Raw genomic sequence first — 21,925 nt, forward strand, 5'->3', positions numbered from 1 at the left:
GACGTTATGTTGGTGACCCTACCGCGCGGGATCGGGATATGTGTTGCCAGACACGCTCCAGGCCGCTCGGCCAAGTCTTACGGTCTGGCAATACATATCCCGATCCCCCGCTACGTATGTGCGGAATAATCCGGAATGCAGTGATGGGTTGCGTAGGGTATGCAGAGACGGGATGCTTTACGATCCAGAAGGGGGTGTGTTTGTGGATCGCGTGGAGGGAGAGGATATAGAAAAAGCCGCGTCCGTGGGGGCGCGGCTTTAACGCTTGGGATGGCGTGCTCAGGCGGCGATCACGTCGACGACCTTGCGGTCACGACGAACGCCGAACTTCACGCTGCCGTCAGCGAGGGCGAACAGGGTGTGGTCCTTGCCCATGCCGACGTTCTGGCCCGGGTGGAAGTTGGTGCCACGCTGGCGAACGATGATGTTGCCGGCCACGACGGCCTCGCCGCCGAACTTCTTCACGCCGAGGTATTGCGCGTTAGAATCGCGACCGTTGCGCGAGCTGGAAGCGCCCTTCTTATGTGCCATGATCTGTTCCTTTCGGTCCTAGCTCAAGCCTGAAATCAGGCGATCGCCGTGATCTTGACGGCGGTCAGCTTCTGGCGGTGACCCTTGCGACGGGCAACGCCGGTCTTGTTCTTGTACTTCATGATGTTGATCTTGGGGCCCTTGGCCTCATCGTCAACAACCTCGGCCTTGACGGACACCTTCGCCAGATCAGCGGCGGCCAGGGTGACCTTGGCACCGTCGACGACGAGGGCAGCCGGGAACTCCACGGCATCGCCCTTCTTGGCGTCGAGACGGTTCACGAGGATCACGTCACCGACCTCGACCTTTTCCTGATGGCCACCGGCCTTCACAATCGCGTACATTCTTCGTTCCTTGCTATGGTGTTATAAAGCTACTTGCCTGACGCACGCAAGCCGCTGGTCAGACACCGACTATCTAACGTACACCGACCCCTGTACTAACGCAAGTCGCATCCCGGGCGTGTCAATCGCGACACGCCCGGGATATCTTAAATTATGATGACGGAAACCGAAACTCACTCCTCGCCGTCCGCATTGTTCGCGGCGACGGCGGCCGCGGCGATCGCGGCGAGCTTGGCCTTCACGTCCGGCGAGGATCCTTGCGGAACCTGCACATCCGTGCCGCGGCCGTGCTTGTTCGTCTTGATGAACGGGTCGCCGCCCTTGAGCGCATACGGATCGTCGTAGTCGGCGTTCACGGTCGGCTCGTCGTGCAGGATGAAGCCGCGGCCCTTGCAGGTCGGGCATTCCTCGGAGAACGCCTCCACCAGACCCTGGCCGATGCGCTTGCGCGTCATCTGCACGAGGCCGAGCGAGGTGACCTCCGCCACCTGGTGCTTGGTGCGGTCACGAGCGAGGCATTCGACCAACCGGCGCAGCACGAGGTCGCGGTTCGCCGGCATGACCATGTCGACGAAATCGATCATCACCATGCCGCCGATGTCGCGCAGCCGCAGCTGGCGCGCGATCTCCTCCGCTGCCTCGAGGTTGCACCGGGTCACGGTCTCCTCGAGCGACTTGCCACGGCCGATGAAGCGGCCGGTGTTCACGTCGATCGTGGTCATGGCCTCGGTGCGGTCGATGACGATCGAGCCGCCGGACGGCAGGTACACCTGACGTTCCATGCCCTTGCGCAGCTGCGAGTCGATCTGCCACTTGTCGAACACGTCCTTGCCGTTGTGCTCGGCCGGATCCCACTTGACGAGCTTGTCGCGCAGGTCGGGGGCCATCGTCTCGAGGTACTCCTCGATGCGCTCGTACACCTTGTCGCCCTCGACGATCATCTGCTTGAAGTCGTCGTTGAAGATGTCGCGCACCACGCGGATCGCCACGTCCGGCTCGCCCTGCAGGAGCTTGGGGCGACGGCCATGCAGGAACTCGTCGCGCTTGGCGGTGATGCGCTCCCACTGGCGTACCAGGCTTTCCAAATCCTTCACAATCGCCTCTTCGGACGCGCCTTCGGCGGCCGTGCGGATGATCACGCCCATGTCCTTCGGCGCGATCTTCGAGACGATGTTCTTCAGGCGCGAACGTTCGCGGTCGCTGAGTTTACGGCTCACGCCGGTCATGCCGCCGGACGGCACGAGCACGAGGAAGCGGCCGGCCAGCGTGACCTGCGAAGTGAGTCGCGCGCCCTTGTGGCCGATCGGGTCCTTGGTGACCTGCACGAGCACCGGATCGCCCGACTTGAACGCGAGTTCGATGCGCCGCGGCTGACCGTCGAGACGCGCCGCATCCCAGTTGACCTCGCCCGCGTACAACACGCCGTTGCGCGCCTGACCGATGTCGACGAACGCGGCCTCCATGCTCGGCAGCACGTTCTGCACACGGCCGAGATACACGTTGCCAACGGTCGCAACTTCCTGGATATCGGACACGTAATGCTCGACGAGCACGTTGTCTTCGATCACTGAGATCTGCGTGTGGCGACCGCGTTCGCGCACCACCATCAGACGCTCGACGTTCTCGCGACGCGCGAGGAAGTCCTGCTCGAGGATCGTGGACTGGCGAGAGCGCTCGCGACGGTTGTCGCGGCGACGCTGCTTCTTGGCCTCGAGTCGCGTAGAGCCTTCAATGTCGGTGATCTCGTCGATGTACTGCTGCTTGCGCGAGCGGCGCGGCACGAGGTCTTCGACGGCCTCCTCGCCCGATTTGGAGCGACGACGGCGACGGCGGCGAGTGACGGTCGAATCCTCGGATTCCTCGTCGTCACGGCGGCGGCGCGGCGACTCGTCACGGTCGTCGGCATCGGAGTCGTCAACGTTTGCAGTCGCGCTCTCCTCGGCGGCGTTCGTCTCGCGTTCCGTGTCGCGGTTGCCGCGGCGACGGCGACGGCGGGAACGGGTCGGGCCTTCCGACAGATCCTCTTCGGTGATCGGCGCGTACGTGATGTCGTCGAACTCGAGATCCTCCTCGATCTGTTCGACCTCGGCGGCGGCGCGGCGCTCCTGCGCGTTCAGACGGCGGGAACGGCGCGAGCGGCCGGACGCGGACGATCCGTCGGACTGCGCGGCGTCGCTGTCGGACGCGCCCTGATCGGCGTTCGTATCGTCGGCGTTCGCGCTGCGATCGATTGCAGTGTCCTGCGGCACGACCGTCAGTTCGGTGCTGGTGCCGCGACGACGGCGGGAACGGCGCGACGAACGGCCGGACTCAGCGTCGCGATCAGCATTGCTCGATTCCGATCCGTCGTGATCATCATCACGCACACGATCTTCACGAGCCGAACGGCGCGAGCCACGATCATCAGCGACATCGGTTCGATCATCGTCACGATGATCCGCACGTCCGGTCGTCGACGGCAACACCGGCTCCTGGAACAGCAACGAGGTCATCGGACGACCGGAGCGCGGCGATGGATCGATCGGCAGCAGGTCAAGCGCGTCGAACGCACGCTCATCGCTGGATTCCTCGCCGTAGTCGTCACGAGAACGGCTGCGGCGCGAGCTGGCACGATCGTCGTGACGATCGTCGCTGAACGGCTCGTAATCCGACACTGGGCCACGCCGGCGCGAACGGCCGGACGGCTGGTCGTCGTCGTAGCGAGTGTCGTAATCGTCGTCGTAGGACGAACGGCGACGGCGCGAACGGGTGCGACGCGACGAACGGTCGTCATCGGACTGGTCGTCGCGATCATCATGCACGGCCGCGGCACGCGAGTCATCGGACTGGTCGTCGTTCGCGAGCGAATGGCGGCGAGCGCCGGAACGCGACGATCGACGCGGCGAATCGGTGTCCGAACCGGCCGCCGGAACAACGGCCGACGACTCGGAGTCCTTGCGCTGCGCGGCCTCCGCGGCCTCGATATCGGCGACGCGCGGCTCCTCGAACAGCGGCGCGGCGTGCTCCTGCACGGTCAGTTCGAGCGCGGCGCCTGCCGCACCCGCGCCGCGCACCACGCGACGGCCGCCACGACGACGGCGCGGGGTGGGGTTGACGGACACGGACGAACCGGACGTCGTCGCGGACGATGCGGCTGCCGGAACGGAAACTACAGGCTGCGATGCGGTATCGGCCGTCGGAACGGCCTGATTCGCGTTGTTCTGGGTTGAATTCTGGTCAACGGCTTCGGCTTCGCCAAAGCCCTCATGGTTCACACTGGGCACGATGCTCCTCGGCGCCGCGCTGCAATCGCAACGCCTATGTCAAGCCTCATACGGTCGTCACACCGCGCTCTCACCGCGGCCGCGCATCTATTGCGCCCATATGAAGCACCGGTCAAAAAGTCAATGCTGCGACGGCGGACACCGGCCCCGCGGAATTCACACGCGAGGGGATCGACGCCATCGGATGCTCGGCGGCTTGCAGAACCGCCGCCTTTAAGTATGACACAAAAATTGACGGCCAGTGAACAACGGCGGAATCATGCGGCCACGCGCGAGTCGCGGGCCGTTCACGGGGTGCTTGCCCGGTGCAACCGTCACTATGTTCGAGCGATCGGCACTATGCCGCGAACATAGTGACAAAACGACAGTCCAAACCGTCACTATGTTCGAGTCGACACATCGATCGCTCGAGCATAGTGACGGTTGTACGCAACATATGGCTATGTCTCAGCCGGCGCTACCTATTCGGCGGAGGTTAGCCATTCCTGAAGGATATCCGCAAGGAGGGTGAGTTCGGATTCGGGGAGCTGCTCGTCGTGCTTGTGGGCGAGCAACGGGCTGCCGGCGCCGAGGTTCACGGCGGGAATGCCGAGGATCGCAAAGCGAGCCACGTCGGTCCAACCGAGCTTGGCAAGAGGATCGCGTCCGGTACGTTCGCGCACCAGATGCGCCAGCGAGACCGCCAGCGGTGAATCCATGCCCGGCCGGGCACTCGGCGATTCGTCGGCCATCTCGATGCCGAACCCCTCGAACATGCCGCCGGTCGCCACATGCTCGCCGTTGCCCAGTCCGGCCCCGCAATCCGCACCCATCATGAGCGCCTTGGCCTCGGCGATCGTCTTGTCGGGCGCGAACCGGTAGTTCACATGCACGCGGCATTCGTCGGGGATCACGTTCGTGCCCTTGCCGCCGGAAATCAGCGTCGCGTTGACGCCCTCGCGGTACACAAGCCCGTCCACCGGCACGTCGGCCGGCTGGTACGCGGCCAGACGGTTCAGGATCTCGGCCGCCTTGTGGATCGCGTTCTCCCCCATCCACGCGCGTGCCGAATGCGCGGCCACGCCGTGCGTGATCACGTCGAAGCGGATCGTGCCGTTGCAGCCGCCCTCGATGCCGCAGTCGGTTGGCTCGCCGATGATCGCGAAGTCGCCGGCGATCCAGTCCGGATGCGCTTCAACCACCTTGCGCAGGCCGTTCTTTTCGGCCGCGACCTCCTCGTGGTCGTAGAACACGTACGTCAGATCGTATTTCGGGTCAATGCCGCCGTCTTCGGCACGGCCGTCCAGCACCGCGGCCAGATACAGCAGCACCGCGTCCGACGCCTTCATGTCGGTCGCGCCACGCCCCCACAGCACGCGCTCGCCCGGATGCGCGGAGGCCACGTCCTCGCGGATCAGCGGGTCGCCTGGCTCGAGCCAACGCGGCGGGAAGTTGTCGATCACCGGCACCGTGTCGATGTGGCCGGCGAGGATCACGCGCTGCGGCTTGCCGAAATCGGTGCTTGCCACCACCGTGTCGCCGTGGCGACGCACGGTCAGATGCGATTGCTTGCGCAGGAACGCCTCCACCGCATCCGCGAGCGGGCCTTCATCGTCGCTCACCGAATACGTGCTCATGACCTGCTCGAGCAACGTCGCAAGCGCCTGCTCGCGCGTTGCGTCCGCGTCGAATCCGAGTGCCGTCACCGTCTGCTGTTCCAATTCGTTCGTCATGCCGCCATCCTACCGAATCCGCGCACGCAGGCAGGGGACGCGTACCATGTTTCGAATGCCGGCGCCGCGCATCACCGATACCGTTACGGACACCCGCATCTCCTCTTTCCAGACGGCAAGCCCCCACCACTGCAACGCTATGCACATATTTACATAACACTGTTCGCCGCAGTCTCGCATGGTCTATGCTGAAAGGCATGGTCGGGAATGATGCATCGTATGCGAACGGCGATTTTCTGGATATGGTCGCGGCGCACGGCGGCGACGTGGAAGCCGTGACGTTCGAATGCCTGGCGAACGGATTGGCCGACCAACGGGTCGAATCGATGCTGCACATACTGGGCTGGCCGGATGACATACGCTGCTTCGCGGTGGCCGGGTTCGCGCCGCAGACCGCTACGGGCGCCAACTCCACGACCGGCACGCTGCATACGTTGGCGAAACTGCGCGAGACGGCCCATGATCTGGGCGGCGCGTTATCGATTGCCGGTCTGCATCACGGCATGTGCGCGGTGTTGGTCGCGGAGCAGGCCGCGGCGACGCCCGAAGTGACGTGCACTGCGATGATGACGGTATTCGATGCCGAACGCCCGGTGGCATTGGAGCCGCTGCGTCACGGCGTGGATGGGGCATCGGCCGCGATCCGCGCGGCATTGTCGACGATTGAGGCGGCGCCCGCACTGCACGATGCCGCCGCATTGGCGACGGCCAGCAACGGAAGGACGGTGGCGCCGGCGCGGGCCTCACGACTGATCCGCGCCGAGGACGCGCTGCCCGAACGAGCCCTGCTCGGCGACGAGGACGCACGGCGTGAGCTAATCGAGGCCGTGTATGGAAGCCTGACCGCCGCCGGACCGGATGATCCGACTTTGGAGACCGTGTCGACGTTCGTGTTGTCGGGTGGATCGTTGGAGACGACCGCGAAGGCGTTGAACGTGCATCCGAACACCGTGCGATACCGGCTCAAGCGCGCCGCCGACACCACCGGATGGGATGCGGCCGATCCGCGCGAGGCGTACGTGCTGCGTACCGCCATCACGTTGGGCCGTATGATGCGGAACTAACTGTGGTCAATCACGATCACTCACCTCAGTAAGTGAGCATATCCAGACATCATATTGAGTAAGTGGGTAGAACCGGACGCCCCCACTCCGATAGGTGGGCACATCAGGATCAGTCACCTCAGTAAGTGGGTAGAACCGGACACAAGATCCCATAGGTGGGTAAATCCGGACTAGTTAGACCATCGGATCGAGTCTAACTAGTCCAGATTTACCCACTTACGAGATTTCCTGTCCGATTTCATCCACCTATGGAATTGTCGGTCCAGATCTGCCCACCTATCGGATTCCTCGTCACCCGCCTCCGATCCGACACGGCCCATAAGCGCATACGAGACGGGGCGCAGAAGGCCGAAACCTTCTGCGCCCCGTCAGGCCAACGGACACCGGTCAGTCCCGGATCCGTCCGGTCAGCGCCGCTTGCGCGCCAGGAGCACCGCGCCCGCAGCCGTCAGCAGGAGCACGACCACGCCCGCGATCACATTGACCGCCGAACCGGTGGACGTCAGCTTCCTGACCTGCGATGCCGCGGCACCGTTGCTCTTCGACTGAGCGCCCGCGTTACCCCGCGAACCCTGAGCGCCGTTCTGGGATCCGCCGTTGCCGGCGTTCTGCTGCCCCTGACCGTTCGTCGAGACGGAACCGCCGTTCGGCTGTTCGCCCTGCTTGGCCACGCGCACCGGCGACCATCCGATGAGATCGCCCTGGCCGTCGTACAGCGCGATTCGGTGATCGCCCGAGTATCCGGCCGGGACCGTGACCTCGACGTAGTAGTCGCGTCCGTCCTTCTTCACGGCGAGGGTGTCGGCCTTGCCGTCGGCGGCGAGCAGCCGCACCGGGTCGGAGTAGATATACGCGACGAGCGTGCACGTCTTGCCGGCGTCGACCTGCGCGAAGCAGTCGGTCAGACCGGTCACGTAGAGGCGATAGGTCTTGCCGGCCGTCGCGTTGCCGCTGCTGACGGAGATCGAGCCGCGGTTGGCGTCGGTGAGCTGGTCGCCCGGCAGCGGCGTCCAGTTCTCGTCCGGCTTGTTGGTTCCCGGCTGTTCGGAACCGTTATCGGCGGAACCGTTATCGCCGGATTCGTTGCCGGAACCGTTGCTGCCCGGGTTGTCGGTCGTATGATCGCCAGTCTGGTTGTTGCCGTTGCCCGGCTGTTCGGAACCGTTGTTGCCAGAACCGTTGCTGCCGGAGTCGTTATTGCCGTTGTTACCGTTGTCACCAGGCTGGTTCGGCGTGTTGCCGCCGTTGTCACCAGGCTGCTCGGAACCGCCGTTGCCCGGCTGGTTGCCGTTCTCCCCCGGCTTGCCCGGCTGATCGGTTCCCGGCTTGTTCGGTTCCTCCGGATTGCCTGGCTGCTCACCGCCGTTATCGCCCGGCTCGTTGCCGGATTCCTTCGCCTTCCACTGCGCGAACAGCGTCAGGTCGCCGGTCACCGGCTTGGCGAAATCGTATGCGGTCTTGCCGTCGCGATCGGTCGTCCAACCGGCGAACGTGTAGCCGTCGCGCGTCGGATCGGCCGGTGCCGCGACCGGTTTGCCGTCCTCGACCGTCGCCGCCGCGACCGTGCTGCCACCGTTCGCATCGAACGTGACCGTACGTGTGATCGCCTCGACGACCAGGGTGCGCACGAACGTGACCGTGTTGCCGGCCGCGTCCGCGACGGTGTAGGTGATCGTGTACGCGCCGGGCTTGGCGGTGTCGATCGCATCGACCGTCTTGCCGGACTCATCGGTGATCGCGGCCTTGATGCGGCCGGTCACGTCGCCGAGCGCATTGTCGGAGGCCGTGATGCCAGCCATCGGATCGAACTTCTCGCCGGTCTTGATGGTCACGTCGCGCTGATCCTGCGGAACGTCGATGACCGGCGCGCTCGTGTCGGCGGCGACCGTGACCACGGCCTTGGCGGTCAGGCCGGTCACGCCGTCGACCGTGCCGTCGACGGTCACGTCGCCGGGCTTGGCGGCGGACCAGTCAGGCTCGTTCCACGTCACGCCCACGGCCTTGACGGTGCCGTCCGAGTACCGCACGGTCACGGTCTTCGGCAGGTCGGGCGTCTGGCCTTGGATGATCGCGGCCTTGACGTCGTCGATCGACACCGGCTTGATCTCGGCGAGCTTCGTCCAATGCGCGAAGTAGGTCGCGTCGGCGGTCACGACGACCGGGAAGACGACGCGGTCGCCGCCGTCCTTGGCCGTGTACCAGCCGTCGAACGCGTAGCCTGCGCGGGTCGGCGCGGCCGGCTCGTTGACCGTGCCGCCGTCGGCGACCTGCTGCGCGTCGAGAGCCGATCCGCCGTTCGCATCGAACGTGACGGTGTGAATGATCGGAGCGATGGTGAGCTTGCGCACGAGCGGCTTGGCCGCGTTGCCGGCCTGGTCGCTCACCGCGTAGGTCAGCGTGTAGGTGCCGGGGTGGGCGGTGTCGATCGAGGCGATCGCGTTGCCGTTCGCATCGGTGACTGTGAGCTTGACCGACTTGGTCAGGTCACCGTCCGCGTTGTCGGTTGCGGTGATGCCGGCCATCGGATCGAACGCCGCGCCCTGCCGGATGGTCACGTCGCCGCCGCCCGTGATGGTCGGCGCCTGGCTGTCCTGCCACTGCGCGAACAGGGTCAGGTCGCCGGTCACCGGGGCCGCGAAGTCGTAGGCGTTCTTGCCGTCGCGATCGGTCGTCCAACCGGTGAACCGGTAGCCGTCGCGCGTCGGGTCAGCCGGCTTGGCGACCGGCTGGCCGTCTTCGACCTGCTGCTTGTCCGCCGTGGCCGTGCCGCCGTTCGCGTCGAACGCGACGGTGCGGTATTGCACGCTGACCGTGACGGTGACGCTTGCCGTGATCATCTTGTCGCCGTTCGCCGTGGCCGTGATGACCGCGGTGCCGGCGGCCAGCGCGGTGACGTTGCCGTCCTCGTCGACCGAGGCGACCGTGTCGTTGCTCGACGACCACGTGACGGATTTGTCGGCCGCGTCGTCCGGCGCGACGGTCGCGGCGAGCTTGAGCGATGCACCCTTGAGGAGCGCCGCCTTGCCATCCTTGACCCCGTCGCCGGTGATGGCGATGGACGCGGGGGCGACCGGCTTGGCCGTCCAGTGCGCGTAATAGGTCACATTGCCGGTTATCTTGGCCGTGAAGTCGACGGATTCACCGCCGTCCTTGTCGGTGTACCAGCCGTCGAACGTATAGCCGTCACGCTTGGGGTCGTCCGGCTTGCTCGCGGTCTTGCCTTTTTCAACGCGTTGCGTGGCGACAGCGGAGCCGCCGTTCGCGTCGAACGCGACCGTGTAGGTCACCGGCGGGGCCGGATCGGTGATCACCTTGATCGAATAGTCCTTGGTGGTGTGACCGTCTTCGGCGATGACGGTGAGCTTGATGTAGCGAGCCGAGTCATCGACATTGTCGTCATCGCTCGCGTACACGTATGCGCCGGTGCTGTAATAGTACGGATCACTGATCCAGTTGTTGTCCACACGTGCGCCAGGCACCGTGACCGCCGTCAGATGCACGGCTCCGCCATTCACCATGTCGTACGGCACATGCCATTCGTAGTCGGTGTCCTTGCTGGTGAACTTCGGGGTCAGCGAGCCGATGCCGACTTCGAGGTTGGCAAGGCTGGCGTCGGCGCTCGGCTTCTGCCGGTTGACGATGATGCGGTACGTCTTCTTCGTCTTGCCGTCACGCGCGGTCACTTGGAACAGCACGGTGTTGGACCCAACGTTGAGCTGTTGCAGGGATCCATCGATGGAGGATGCGGAAGATATGATCGTCGCCTTGTAATCCGCCGTCCACGGCGTCACATAGATCTCAGACACCGAATACGGTGCCGTCAGGGTGTATGTGGTCGTGTCCGGATCGAACGTCTTCCCCAGCAGGTCACCATGCCATGCGCTGTAATTATACTGAAGATGCTGCTTCTGCCAGTACACGCTGAGGTATCCCAGATCGGCGTTGGCGTCGGCCTTGGCCATCGTGTCCTGATACGGTGCCTTGGCCAGCCATTCTGAAGACGGCTTGTACGACAGACGGTCGTACTTGACGAACGTGTCGCTAGACAGCATGTACTGTTCGAACAACCGTACGACCTGCTTCTGCTCCAGATTCACCACGGGAGTGTACGGTTCGGACCATTTCATATCCTCGCCGTCGGTGTATGCAGCCGCTTTGATGCTGCAATCCCATACAGCGTACGGAATGGTATTGGTCTTGCCGGCCGATTCGATCTGCTTGCTGTACTGCTGCTCGTCGAACAGCGAGTCAAGGCCCTTGTAGGCGGCCTGCATGTCCTTGTCGTAAAAGTCCTGCGCTTCCTTCTTGGCCTTGCTGTAGCTGTCGAGGAACTCCTGGAGTTCCTTGCCTGTCTTGCCGGCAGGCCCGCCATTCCACTCGTCGGATGAGGGGAACTTGAACTTGTTGAGCCCGTCCCAGATCTTCTTGGCGGCGTCCTTGGAGTCGCCGCCTTCACTGGATCCCCAGTCCGGTTCGCCGCCGGGGATGCCGCTGTCGCCGTACCAGTTGTTCGCCACGAAAATGGTGGAGGTGTACGGCGGTTCGCAGTTGATCGGCGAGAACTTTTCATACGCGGCTCGGAAGATGCCGTGATAGTACTGGTCGAGTTTCGAGGCTTCCTCGTTCACGCCGAACGCTTCGGCATCCAATGCCTTCGTGGTGTTGATAAACTTGCTGTTCACCACCGTCGCTGCGGCAAGGCCGCGTGCGAACAGACCGGTATCGGCGTTCTTGAACACCACGTGGTCAAGTTCGACCCGTGCTCCGGCCGCCACCGTCACTTCGCGATTGTTGCGCTGCTCGGGAATCTGGCCGCCGAAGTCGTTGCCGATCTCGCTATCGTCGCTCGACGTGAAGACGACGGGGTTCGTCTCGTCGCCTTGCGCGAGCAGACTGCCTTTGACGATCAGACCCTGACCGTAACTATTATCGAACTTGACGACCGCGCCCTTGTTCAACTGCATCGTCTTGTCTTCGGGAATGGTCAGTTCGCTGTACACCGTCGGTATCAGATTGCCCTCCAACGGCAGTTCCACACTGGAGGTCAGCGTAGCTTCGCCGCCGGCGGCGTTGCCTCGAATATACAACTGCTTGTTGCTGTTGCCTTTGACGGTGTTGCCGGCCAGATCGTTCAGATCGATCAGGCTGGAGGCGACCGATACCGCAGGAACGCCTACATGACTGCCGTTGATGAACTGGTTGCCGGTGATCACCGGAGTCTGGGCCGCGTTTTCGCTGACATTCAGCACGGACGACTCGAATACGCTGTTCTTCACCCGAACCGTATCCGCCGAAATCTGCACAGTAGGGATGCTGTAGTATCCCGACAATCCGAAGTCCGCAACGCCTTGCACGCCGCGCATGATCACATGGTTGAGATCGACGGTGCCTCCCTTGATCACGGATAGTGCCGGATACATCTTGTCTTTCGCCCTCATCGCGCCGTTGTCGTTGAGAACGTCGGTATTGCCGTCATCCTGATGGGCATACCAGTACGGATCGATTTCGACCGGGTCGGATTGCGTGCCGTTCATCATGACATTGCCGCCCTGACCGACGGAAATGCCGCCTCGGTATGAGCCGGGATTCAGCGTCAGTGTGATGCCGTCACCTACAAGGCCGCCGTTCTCATTGGTGTTTTGACCGTTTAAATATGAAAATTCCGGTACGGCGTTGCCGGTCAGCCACGGCAGGGTGGTTGATTTGGAGAGTGTGGTGCCGATGTAGATGCCGCCGTTGGTTTCGGCGTTGCTCACGTGATTGCCGGCCAGCTTGTCCGCGTCGAAACATTGGATGCCATCGATTCTTACGACATTGCGGACGGCGCCGGTGAAGGTGTTGCCCTCTACCGCCGTGTCAGGCAGGCATGTGTCGCTGTTGACGCGCACATACGTGTCGATCATCGGCCGCAGGCTGTTGTCGAACGGGTTCTCATACGAGAAGGTGTTGCTGGAGACCGTCGGATCGGCGCCAAAGGCGAGACCGTTCAGATCGATCACGGCATTGATGTACGAAGAGTCGATGGAACCGCTGAAAACGGAGCCGTAATGACTCGGCAGCACATGGATCCTATTGGTGGTGATCCACGGCTGGACCGCGGATTGATCGACACCGAGCAACGCCCCGACAGACGTGATCGTGTTGTCGGCCAGCACCAACTGGGCCGGATTCGTAGCCTTGATGCCGAAATCGCTATCGGCGCCTATGTACTTCACGGTGGAACCCCGCACCGACAGGTATCCGCCATCAACGGTCAGTTTCCATTTGCCGAAGGCCTGAGCCTGCACCGACTCCATCGGCACGCCGTCGGTGTCGCCGCCGACCGAATCATCGGTAAGCGCGGTAAGCGTCGCGTCATTCACCTGCAGGCTACCGTGAACAACGACCTCCGTTCGATCGAATTTCACGACGGAACCAGGATCGATCTGCACCATCACGTCGACGGGAATCTCCGTGGCCTTGAACACGACCACGCCATCGCTCGGTTTGATCTCCGTGTCCTTGGTGATCTCGGTGATCTCCGTCACCTTGTCGGCGACGGCGATGTCCGACGTCTTCGCCGGGAACGTCGCCGTGGATGCGGTCGGCGCGCCGGTCGTCTTGGTCTTCGTATCCAGCGACGGTGCGGTGGATGTTGCGGCGGAATCATTGGTATTGCCGGGCTCGATGGCGTTCGCGGTTGCCGTGAAACCCACGCCGGTCAGCATCATCGCTGCGGCCACAACCCCCGCCACACCAACTGCCAGCCATTGCCCGAATCGATTGGTTGGTGCCATAGGCACTGCCCTCTTCTCTTCAAATGCGTTTGTGATTGAAGGCGAAACCTCATTGCCTTGACTCGAACGCTACCCCCCCCCCGAGACGATGCCGCCCAGTCACACAGCCCAATATCGCCGGATGGATTGCCGACGATCCGCAGTCCGACATCCGTCATTCAACACGAAAGGTGGGTAGAACCGGACACAAGATCTCATAGGTGGGTAAATCTCAACTAGTTAGGCCGTCGGATCGAGTCTAACTGATCCGAATTTACCCACCTATGGAATTATCTGTCCGGATTTACCCACCTACGGGGCTACGCAGATACGACAAGACCCGCGCTGCGGCAGTCGCAACGCGGGTCTTGATCAGTCACTTACCGTGACCGTGTGATTCGGTTCGTAGCGAGACGAGACGGAATCAGGCAACGGTCATCGGGTCGACCGGGACTCCCGGGTTCATTGTGGAGGTGATGGTCGCCTTGGTGACGTAACGGCCCTTCACGGTGGACGGCTTGAGACGCTTGACTTCGTCGGCCACAGCCTTGAAGTTCTCGTCCAGAGCGGCCTCGTCGAAGCTCATCTTGCCGATGAGGAAGGAGAGGTTGCCGTGCTTGTCGACGCGGAAGTCGACCTTGCCGCCCTTGATCTCGTTGACGGCCTTGGTCACGTCCATAGTGACGGTGCCGGTCTTCGGGTTCGGCATGAGGCCACGCGGACCGAGCACGCGGCCGAGGCGGCCGACCTTGCCCATCATGTCCGGGGTGGCGACGACGGCGTCGAAGTCGAGGAAGCCGTCGGCGACCTTCGCGATCAGGTCGTCATCACCGACGATGTCGGCGCCGGCCTCAGTGGCCTCGGTGGCCTTCGGGCCACGGGCGAACACGAGGACCTTGGCGGTCTTACCAGTGCCGTGAGGCAGCAGGACGGAGCCACGAACCAGCTGGTCGGCCTTGCGCGGGTCCACGTTCAGACGCAGCACCGCTTCCACGGTCTGGTCGAACTTGTACTCCGGCATGCTCTTGAGGAGAGCGATGGCCTCGTTGGCGGTGTAGAGGTTGTTGCGATCGACCTTCTCGGCCGCCTCGCGATACTTCTTGGAACGCTGTACCATTAGTCCTTCTCCTCTTCTCAGTCGGTGACCGTGATGCCCATCGAGCGAGCGGTGCCCTCGATGATCTTCATGCCGGCTTCGATGTCACGGGCGGACAGATCGGCCATCTTGATCTCGGCGATCTCGCGGACCTGAGCCTTGGTGACGGAGCCGACCTTGTGGGTCAGCGGGTTCTCGGTGCCCTTCTCGACGCCGGCGGCCTTCTTCAGCAGAGCCGCAGCCGGCGGGGTCTTGAGGACGAAGGTGAAGGAACGGTCTTCGAAGACGGTGATCTCGACCGGGATGACCTGACCCATCTTGTCCTGCGTCTGGGCGTTGTACGCCTTGCAGAAGTCCATGATGTTCACGCCATGGGAACCCAGAGCCGGGCCCAGCGGCGGGGCCGGGTTGGCCTTGCCGGCCTGGATCTGGAGCTTGATCAGCGCCGTGACCTTCTTTTTAGGAGCCATTGTATGGTTCTTCTTTCTATGAAGCGGTGATAGTGGCGAACGCCTTGGTTTCCCGCGGCGAACTCCTCCCGCAACCGTATGATTGCTGTGCTGTGCTAGCAGGCTTGCGGGCGCTTCTCGCGCGGCCCGTAGGCCCTCCAGACACAAACCATCTCATTATGCCGTATATGGGCGACAACCCCATTACGCCGTTCACGCCATTTCAAGCAGAAGCCATCTATTGTCATTTCGAGCGAGGCGCAGCCGAGTCGAGAAATCTTATTGGAACCATTGCGCCTGGAAGATTTCTCCACTCGCTGCGCTCGGTCGAAATGACAGGTAAGTGGCGCGCTCGGTCGAAAAGACAAGTCAAGCGTCAGACGCCGGACTCTCCCCCAGTCAGCTTTGCTGACAGCCCCCTCAACAGAGGGGGCCGAGGATGAGGAATCAGTTCCAGCGATCGGACATGGCGAAGCTGTTGCGCATGTGGTTGCTGCCCTCGTACAGCACGCGGTCGAGCAGCGTGGTGGCGCGCTCGCGCAGGAACTCGGCCATGCGATCGTTCACCTCGCCGAGCACCGCCGTGACCGGCCGGCCGTCGAGCGATCCGTCGCCGTCGAGACGGCCGTCGCCGTTGCCGTCCGCGCCGTCGTCGAACCGTCCGCTTTCGATCGCCGCGTCGGTCTCCTCGACCAGACGATGGCCGAACGTGCGAACCTTCTCAACGTATCCGCCGATCAGCCGGTTCGTTTCGAACCAGTGCGCGTCCGCGATCACCGCGATGAGTCGGTTCGTCCAGTACAGGTTGTCGGTGGAGACCTGCGGCGTGGTGTCGCGCAGGTACGCTGGCGTGTCAGTAACGTTCGCATAGAACGGCGCGGCCGTGGTGAACGGACCGGAGCCGTACGAGATCCACATGACCGCGCGGCTGCACGCGGGTGCATACGGTCGCAGCTGGATGGCGACCATGTGGCCGGTGCGGTTCACGCCGATCGGACGGTAGCGGTGACGCGATTCAGGGGTGCCGAGCGTGCCGTACGGATCGTACGGGGTGTCTTCGAAGTGCGAGCCGAGCAGGAAGTCGACGTCCTCGATCGTCACCTTGTTCTCGGGCACGCGGCACCACGGGATATCGTCGGAGATCGGCGTGTAGCGGGCCGCCGGCGAATCCCAGTCCTCGCTCGGGTTGAGGTGGCGCTGCATGTACCATGCGCGCGGCGTGTTGTAGATGTGGTCCTTCGGCGTGCTGTCGCCGAACACCGTGCGCGGGTTGAAGCGGTCGGACTGCGAGACGGAACCGTCCGCCGCGAAGCCGATGCGCGACGAGCCGTTGCCTGCCATCGTTCGCATCGTGCGGTCGAGGTGATGTTCCGCGATGAACTCGCGCAGATCGGCGCTGCATAGGTATTCACGCTGCTCGCCGAACGCGTCGGTCAGATCGAAGTCGTCGATGCCGAGTTGGTTCGGGATCGTCGCATAGCAGTCGTCCGGCACGCGCCGCGCGATCCAGTGGTGGCCGCCGATCGTCTCGACGTACCAGATCTCGTCCACGTCCGAAATGATAATGCCGTTCGACTCGTACGTGCCGTACGTCTCCAGCAGTTCGCCGAGCCGGCGGACGCCCTCGCGCGCGGTCTTCACGTACGGGATCACCAGCGTGATGATGTCCTCCTCGCCGATGCCGCCCGGCTGTTCCGGCTCGTAACCGGCATCCCCCGGCTCACTGGTCGCGGGCACGAGCTCGACGAATGGGTCGGCCGCGGCGACGCGCTCGTTGACGGCGATCGTCTCGGTCGCGCTCATCGCGACGTTGTATTCGTTCGCGCCGGCCTCGGCCAGCACGCCGCGGTTCGGCAGCACGTTCGGCACGATCGAATACCGGCACGGATCGTCCGGCAGGTCGATCTCGACGTGGCTGAGCACGCTGCGGTAGTGGCGCGGCTGGTCGGCCGGGGCGACCGCGACGAAACGTTTCGGATCGTAACGGCCGGAACCGGAATCGTCGTCGCGGGCGATGATGGTCGAGCCGTCGTAACTGGCATTCTTGCCAACAAGCAGAGTGGTGCATGACATGGCACCCACTATAGGAACGCCCGTCGAACGCAGTGCACACGTTCGACGGGCGAGAACAACCATAACGGAACCGCCGGCCGTGAGTCAACCGGACGATAGATCGGCCGGACAGCGGGCCGGCCGGACAGCGGGCCGACCGGTCAGCCAACAGGCCAACCGGTCAGCGGTCGGCCAGCAGCGAGCTAGCGGCGGGTCATCTCCTCCTCGATCTGCTCGAGCGACTTGCCCTTCGTCTCGGGCACGAACCGCAGCACGAACGGGATCGACAGCGCGGCGAACACGCCGAAGATCGCGAACGGGCCGCCCACGTTGTTGCCGAACGCGTCGAGCAGCATGAGGAAGAACTGCGAGACGATGAAGTTGCCGAGCCAGTTCGCGGCCGAGCCGAACGACGAGCCGATGCCGCGCACCGACAGCGGGAAGATCTCGCCGATGAGCACCCACGCGATCGGGCCCCACGAGATCGCGAAGCCGAGGATGTAGAACGCGATCAGGATCATCGTCGGCACGGCGAGCGCGGACACGTCGCCCACGAAGTTCATCACGGCGAGGATGGCGAGCGCGACGGTCATCACGACGGAACCGAAGATGAGCAGCTGCTTGCGGCCGAAGCGGTCCATGATCATCGTCGCGACGATCGTGGAGACGAAGTTGACGACGCCGATGCCGACCGACACCCAGATCGCGTCGCCTTCGGGGAAGCCGAAGCCCTTGATGAAGACCTGCGGCAGGAAGTAGATGACCGAGTTGATGCCGACGAGCTGCTGGAAGAGCATGATGCCGACGGCCGCGACGAGCGCCGGGCGGGCGGTGCGGAACAGTTCGCGCACGCCGCCCTTGGTGTCCTGTGCGGCGACGGCCTTGATCTCATCGAGCTCGAGCTGGACCTGCGCCTGGTCGACGTCCTTGCGGATGAGGGTGAGCACCTTGAACGCGTTGCGCTCGTCGCCCTTGTTCACGAGGTAGCGCGGCGATTCGGGCAGCAGCAGGCCGCCGATGAGCAGCAGCGCGGCGGGCACGAGCGCCGAACCGAGCATCCAGCGCCAGTCGGCGAAGCCGAGCAGGTCGTGGTTGAGGAAGCCGAGGTTCGAGGCGTAGGCGAGCAGGATGCCGAACGTGATCATGAGCTGGAACAGCGTGGACAGCGAGCCGCGGCGTTCCTTCGGCGCGAGTTCGGCGAGGTAGGCGGGGGTAAGCGCGGAGGCGGCGCCGACCGCGAGGCCGAGGATGATGCGGGCGGCGACCATCATGAGGAAGCCGGTGGACGTGGCGCACAGGCCCGAGCCAAGCAGGAACAGGATCGCGGAGACGATGAGCAGCTTCTTGCGGCCGAACCGGTCGGACAGCGTGCCGATCGACAGCGCGCCGACGCACGAGCCGATGAGCACGGACGAGGTGATGAAGCCGGTCTGCGAGACGGTCAGGCCGAAGTCGGATTCGATGAGCGGCGACGCGCCGGAGATGATGCCGGTGTCGAAGCCGAACAGCATGCCGCCGAGCGCGCCGAACGTGAAGATGAACCCGCTGTTGAGCGGGAATCGTGACGAGAATCCGCGCGATTCGGCGGTTTCCACCGCTTCGATCGCCGACTCCACGGTGGATTTGACGGTTTCGGATTCCGCTCGCACCGCATCCGTGACGGCGGCGGGAGACTCTGCTGCGGAGTTCGTTGCTTCTGTCATGTGTGTTCCTTCCATCTCCATTGATTCGGCTTGCCGACGGGCGTCCACGCCTGCGCGGCGGCCTCATCGCGTTGCGGCGCGGACGTGTTTCGCGAGGGAACAAAAAAGACCTGGAAACGATCGGAATATGGATTGGATTCCGGACGCTTCCAGGTCTTGCCTCATGCGAGTAACAACCCTGCTACAACGTGTATGTGTGTATAGCAGTATATGCGATGTCGGACCACGACACTCCGACGTATCCGCTCCCACCCCTCCGCACGCACACACCTCCCGGGCATACGCCCGGTTCCAGGCACGGAAACGACCGTATGCCCGGGAAAGTCCAGCCCGCACCAGCATTCTCCCCGGGCATACTGCCAGTTCTAACCCCCAAACCGGCCGTATGCCCGGGAACCAACCCAATCCTTCCACGTAAGCCCGGGCACCGACCCGGCTCTCCCAAGTAAGCAGCTCAGCCTCCCGGGCTTACGGCCGTTTCAAGGACTGAAACCGGCCGTATGCCCGGGTACCAACCCGACTCTCCCGGGCTTACGGCCGGTTGTGGCTCCTCAACCGGCCGTAAGCCCGGGAAAAACCACGTGGAAAGCCTGGGGAAGAGCACAAAGGAAAACACACAGACGGCCCGGGAAACGACCAGGAAACCTCAGAAAAGAAGAAACCCGGCGGAGGGAGCCGCCGGGTGAGAGAGAAGAGAGAAGAAGGGTTCAGTTATGGGGTTCGCAGGGAACCTCGCCATCGGCCGTAACCGTTGACATGGTCTATATAACCGCCGGTTTCTGTAAGGAACGATGCGTATTCCTTACAAAACCCTGAGAACCATGTGGCGGGATTGTGCAATAGTGCCCTGTCGGACCTAACCTGACGTGCTCTTATTCTTGGCTCCCTCGGCTGAGGGAGTTGTCGACGAAGCTGACTGAGGGAGCGTCGGACCCATCACATTAGGCCCGCCAAAGTACTAGGGACATCGTCCGCCGGCAATGCCATGAAAAACGCCCGTGCGGTCAGGCACGGGCGTTGTGAATGCGCATGATCGGCGCAGGCCGGGAAACCTTACTTGTTCAGTTCGGCCTTTGCTTCGGCCAGTCGCTTGGCCTCGGCCTCGCGGCGGGCGGCCAGCTCGGCGTCAAAGCGGGCCAGCTCCTCGGCCACGGCCTCCTGCGGGATCTTCGCGAAGATCGGTGTCGGCTTGGCCACCGGCGTACCCGGCACGATCTCCTCGCGCTTCCACGGATGCACAGTCTCGCCCATCTTGTAGTCGCCGGTGATAATCGGGTAGCGGAATCCCGGCTTGTCGAGATCCTCGACCTCTTCGATGCGCGGCAGCGGTGAGAACGTGCCTGTGCCGCCGAGCGCCTCCCACACCTTCTGCGCGGAGTGCGGCAGGAACGGCGCGAGCAGGTGGTTCGCGTCGGACACGGCCTGCGCAGCCACGTGCAGCACGGTGCCCAGGCGCGCCGGGTTGTCCTTGATCTTCCACGGTTCGGTGGCGGAGATGTACTTGTTGATGTCGCCGACGATCTTCATGGCCTCGTTCAGCGCACCCTTCTGACGGTGATGTTCGATCAGGCCGCCGACGGTGGCGAACGCGGCGTTCGTCTCGTCGAGCAGCGCGCGGTCCTCGTCGGTCATCGACGCCTCGTCGAGCGCCGGGATCTCACCGAAGTTCTTGTTGATGAGGTTCGCGACGCGGTTGACCAGATTGCCCCAGCTCGAGGCGAGCTCCTCGTTGTTGTGGCGCACGAACTCGGCCCATGTGAAGTCGGAGTCGGAAGATTCCGGGCCGGCCACGGAGATGTAGTAGCGCACCGCATCCACCGGGTAGCGCGAGAGGATGTCCTTGACGTAGATGACGATGCCACGCGAGGAGGAGAACTTCTTGCCTTCCATCGTCATGAATTCGGAGGCCACGACCTGCTCCGGCATGTTGAGCGGGCCGTATTCGCCGGTCTCGCCGCCCTTGGAACCCTGTCCGTTGTACGCGAGCATCTCGGACGGCCAGATCTGGGAGTGGAACGTGATGTTATCCTTGCCCATGAAGTAGTAGGCCGGGCAGCTCGGGTCGTTCCACCACTTGCGCCACGCCTCCGGGTCGCCCTGACGGCGCGCCCATTCGATCGACGCCGACAGATAGCCGATCACCGCGTCGAACCACACGTACAGCTTCTTGTTCGGGTTGTCGATCCAGCCCGCGACCGGAACCGGGATGCCCCAGTCGATGTCGCGCGTAATCGCGCGCGGCTTGACTTCCTTGAACAGGCCGATGGAGAAGTTGATGACGTTCGTGCGCCAGCCGGTGCGGGTCTTGAGCCACGCGAGGTTCGCGTCGGCAAGCGCCGGCAGGTCGAGGAAGTAGTGTTCGGTCTCTTCGAAGCGCGGGGTTTCGCCGTTGATCTTGGAAACGGGGTTGATGAGCTCGTCCGGGTCGAGCTCGTTGCCGCAGGCGTCGCACTGGTCGCCGCGCGCGCCCTCGGCGTGGCAGATCGGGCATTCGCCTTCGATGTAGCGGTCGGGCAGGGTGCGGCCGGTGGACGGCGAGATCGCGACCTTCTGCGTGCCCTTGTAGATGTAGCCGTTCTTGAGGCACTGCTTGAACAGTTCCTGCACCACGTGCTCGTGGTTGCCGGTGGTGGTGCGGGTGAACAGGTCGTAGCTCAGGCCGAGATCGCACAGGTCCTTGGCGATCACGCGGTTGTAGCGGTTGGCGAGTTCCTGCGCGGTCACGCCTTCCTTTTCGGCTTCGACGAGGATCGGGGTGCCGTGCTCGTCGGTGCCGGACACCATCAGGACGTCGTTGCCCTTCATGCGCTCGTAGCGCGCGTAGACGTCGGACGGCACACCAAAGCCGGCGACGTGGCCGATATGACGGGGGCCGTTCGCGTACGGCCATGCAACATTCACCAGAATATGACTCATAAAGCCAAATTATCGGGCTCAGCGAGGACAGGCCGGAAAT

At 63.5% G+C, this 21,925-nt stretch carries 11 protein-coding genes; 1 reads left to right on the forward strand and 10 read right to left on the reverse strand.

Annotated features, from left to right (window positions below):
* Nucleotides 1-279: 279 nt before the first annotated feature.
* From rpmA to dapE, 4 genes are all read right to left on the reverse strand, one after another.
* Nucleotides 280-531 (reverse strand): 50S ribosomal protein L27, encoded by a 252-nt coding sequence (rpmA, locus tag JS541_RS01835; protein WP_214372635.1) that lies wholly within the window; start codon nt 529-531, stop codon nt 280-282.
* A 35-nt stretch (nt 532-566) separates the two neighbouring features.
* On the reverse strand, nt 567-875 hold the full coding sequence (gene rplU, locus JS541_RS01840) for a 50S ribosomal protein L21 (RefSeq protein WP_214372636.1): 309 nt from the start codon (nt 873-875) through the stop codon (nt 567-569).
* Between the two features lie 173 nt (nt 876-1,048).
* Entirely contained in the window at nt 1,049-4,138 is a 3,090-nt protein-coding gene (locus tag JS541_RS01845; RefSeq protein WP_346428270.1) for an Rne/Rng family ribonuclease, read from the reverse strand.
* 461 nt (nt 4,139-4,599) lie between these two features.
* Entirely contained in the window at nt 4,600-5,850 is a 1,251-nt protein-coding gene (gene dapE, locus JS541_RS01850; RefSeq protein WP_214372637.1) for a succinyl-diaminopimelate desuccinylase, read from the reverse strand.
* 197 nt (nt 5,851-6,047) lie between these two features.
* Between dapE and JS541_RS01855 the strand changes: the two genes are divergently transcribed.
* Nucleotides 6,048-6,914, forward strand: coding sequence for a helix-turn-helix domain-containing protein (locus tag JS541_RS01855; protein ID WP_240539195.1), 867 nt, complete (start codon nt 6,048-6,050; stop codon nt 6,912-6,914).
* A 407-nt stretch (nt 6,915-7,321) separates the two neighbouring features.
* Here JS541_RS01855 and JS541_RS01860 read toward each other — a convergent pair whose 3' ends face one another.
* From JS541_RS01860 to metG, 6 genes are all read right to left on the reverse strand, one after another.
* The gene (locus tag JS541_RS01860; RefSeq protein WP_214372639.1) at nt 7,322-13,690 is read right to left on the reverse strand and encodes an InlB B-repeat-containing protein; all 6,369 of its coding nucleotides are present in this window, start codon (nt 13,688-13,690) and stop codon (nt 7,322-7,324) included.
* A gap of 403 nt (nt 13,691-14,093) precedes the next feature.
* Nucleotides 14,094-14,786: a 50S ribosomal protein L1 gene (gene rplA, locus JS541_RS01865; RefSeq protein ID WP_152357936.1), complete on the reverse strand. Its 693-nt coding sequence runs from the start codon at nt 14,784-14,786 to the stop codon at nt 14,094-14,096.
* 17 nt (nt 14,787-14,803) lie between these two features.
* Complete coding sequence (rplK, locus tag JS541_RS01870) at nt 14,804-15,235, reverse strand: 50S ribosomal protein L11 (protein WP_163230130.1); 432 nt, start codon at nt 15,233-15,235, stop codon at nt 14,804-14,806.
* 426 nt (nt 15,236-15,661) lie between these two features.
* Nucleotides 15,662-17,287 carry a C69 family dipeptidase gene (locus tag JS541_RS01875; protein ID WP_214372640.1) on the reverse strand — a complete coding sequence of 542 codons (1,626 nt, stop codon included), beginning with the start codon at nt 17,285-17,287 and terminating at the stop codon, nt 15,662-15,664.
* A gap of 182 nt (nt 17,288-17,469) precedes the next feature.
* Nucleotides 17,470-18,969 (reverse strand): sugar porter family MFS transporter, encoded by a 1,500-nt coding sequence (locus JS541_RS01880; protein WP_276310670.1) that lies wholly within the window; start codon nt 18,967-18,969, stop codon nt 17,470-17,472.
* 1,053 nt (nt 18,970-20,022) lie between these two features.
* Nucleotides 20,023-21,885 carry a methionine--tRNA ligase gene (metG, locus tag JS541_RS01885; RefSeq protein WP_214372643.1) on the reverse strand — a complete coding sequence of 621 codons (1,863 nt, stop codon included), beginning with the start codon at nt 21,883-21,885 and terminating at the stop codon, nt 20,023-20,025.
* Between the last annotated feature and the right edge of the window lie 40 nt (nt 21,886-21,925).

The sequence above is a fragment of the Bifidobacterium sp. SO1 genome (assembly GCF_018555335.1).
In the GTDB taxonomy this organism is placed as follows: domain Bacteria; phylum Actinomycetota; class Actinomycetes; order Actinomycetales; family Bifidobacteriaceae; genus Bifidobacterium; species Bifidobacterium simiiventris.

Coding starts and splice junctions, on each gene's coding strand:
- rplK (WP_163230130.1), bottom strand. CDS start 15,235: ATGGCTCCTAAAAAGAAGGTCACGGCGCTGATCAAGCTCCAGATCCAG.
- JS541_RS01855 (WP_240539195.1), top strand. CDS start 6,048: ATGGTCGGGAATGATGCATCGTATGCGAACGGCGATTTTCTGGATATG.
- rpmA (WP_214372635.1), bottom strand. CDS start 531: ATGGCACATAAGAAGGGCGCTTCCAGCTCGCGCAACGGTCGCGATTCT.
- rplA (WP_152357936.1), bottom strand. CDS start 14,786: ATGGTACAGCGTTCCAAGAAGTATCGCGAGGCGGCCGAGAAGGTCGAT.
- rplU (WP_214372636.1), bottom strand. CDS start 875: ATGTACGCGATTGTGAAGGCCGGTGGCCATCAGGAAAAGGTCGAGGTC.
- metG (WP_214372643.1), bottom strand. CDS start 21,885: ATGAGTCATATTCTGGTGAATGTTGCATGGCCGTACGCGAACGGCCCC.
- dapE (WP_214372637.1), bottom strand. CDS start 5,850: ATGACGAACGAATTGGAACAGCAGACGGTGACGGCACTCGGATTCGAC.
- JS541_RS01875 (WP_214372640.1), bottom strand. CDS start 17,287: ATGTCATGCACCACTCTGCTTGTTGGCAAGAATGCCAGTTACGACGGC.
- JS541_RS01880 (WP_276310670.1), bottom strand. CDS start 18,969: ATGACAGAAGCAACGAACTCCGCAGCAGAGTCTCCCGCCGCCGTCACG.
- JS541_RS01860 (WP_214372639.1), bottom strand. CDS start 13,690: ATGGCACCAACCAATCGATTCGGGCAATGGCTGGCAGTTGGTGTGGCG.